The organism is Aliterella sp. E5.1 (genome assembly GCF_057473825.1).
Genome location: NZ_JBYCCV010000465.1, coordinates 1 through 1,194, shown reverse-complemented (window position 1 = coordinate 1,194; position 1,194 = coordinate 1). Strand labels below are relative to the sequence as shown.

Annotated in this window: 1 protein-coding gene; it reads right to left on the bottom strand. The window is 36.8% G+C overall.

Going from position 1 to position 1,194, the window contains the following annotated elements; translation table 11 throughout:
* Positions 1 to 15 precede the first annotated feature (15 nt).
* Positions 16 to 1,137 (bottom strand): IS630 family transposase, encoded by a 1,122-nt coding sequence (locus AC2VE5_RS28260; protein WP_486890817.1) that lies wholly within the window; start codon positions 1,135 to 1,137, stop codon positions 16 to 18.
* Positions 1,138 to 1,194: the final 57 nt, after the last annotated feature.

Sequence of the window (1,194 nt, the reverse complement as noted above, 5' to 3'; positions counted from 1 at the left end):
TAAGCTAATAAGCACTTAAGCTGCAATATGATGGTTATTCCCTTTATTTTTGATCTTGCGATGCCATTCAATTACTAACTCGCCTTGATTTAACAGCCTATCCAGTAGTAGCTTCAATTCATCTACTGATTGAAATAGACGGTGAGCAATGTATTCCTTACATGAATGCCAAACTAATTCAATAATATTATAGTCAGGGCTATAGGCTGGTAAAAAATCCAATCGAAAGTTAGTCAAATCTTTGGATACTTGACTTAAAATATCTTGCCGTTTATGAAAACTAGCATTATCTAGAATTAAAATAATTTTAGGACCATGTAGCTGAAAATCAAGAGAGTGATTTCCTTTGTTTACCCACTCTTGTTTAATTAATTCATTAAATTGTTGCAGTTGCTCCAGAAAGATATCTGCATTACCTTTTTTAATAAAAAAACATATGCGCTTCCGGTCTGATTCTCGAATTGCCCCCATGACATTTATTCGACCACGACGGCGTTGCCCTGCGAGCTTCTTACGTTGTCCTTTCTGACCCCAATTTTTGCGCCGAATTACCTGTAAACTAAACCCGCTTTCATCCCAAAACCATACCTGTAAAAGCTCTGGATAATCTCTTGCTACTACTAAATAGTCGCTAAGTCTCTTTTGAAATAAAGCTCTCTCTACTGGATCTTGTTTATCTCCCAAATCGTACTTAGCCCAAATATAACTATACTTTTTTCGCTTTAGTATCCTTCTAACTTGAGAACTACTTAACTCAATCCCTGTTTGCTCGGTTAAATATATAGCTAATCTCTCTGCCGTCCATCTACCAAATTCATAACCTAAATCCACTGGTGATTGGTCGACGGTTTTTAATAATAGTTCAATATACTCAGCCGTGGCTTTCCGGTAATATTCGTATTCTCTTTTATTATGTAAGGTCTCTAGATTATCTGGATCTCCATGCATACACCAATATGCAACTGTTCTAGGCGAACAACCTAAAAATTTAGCAATTTTATGTTGCGTTTTGCCATCGTTTTGGAGCAGGATAATTAAAATTCTTTCCCTTACGTGCGCTAGTTCGTTCTCCTTGAGGGCTTGCTGTAGATGAACGACTTGTTCCGACCTTAAAAAATTCTTGGCTGCTGGTGGCATAGTTACTTTGAATCAGCTTTACCTTTTTATTATGCAACTTTGATGCCGATTAGCTTA

Coding starts and splice junctions, on each gene's coding strand:
- AC2VE5_RS28260 (WP_486890817.1), bottom strand. CDS start 1,137: ATGCCACCAGCAGCCAAGAATTTTTTAAGGTCGGAACAAGTCGTTCAT.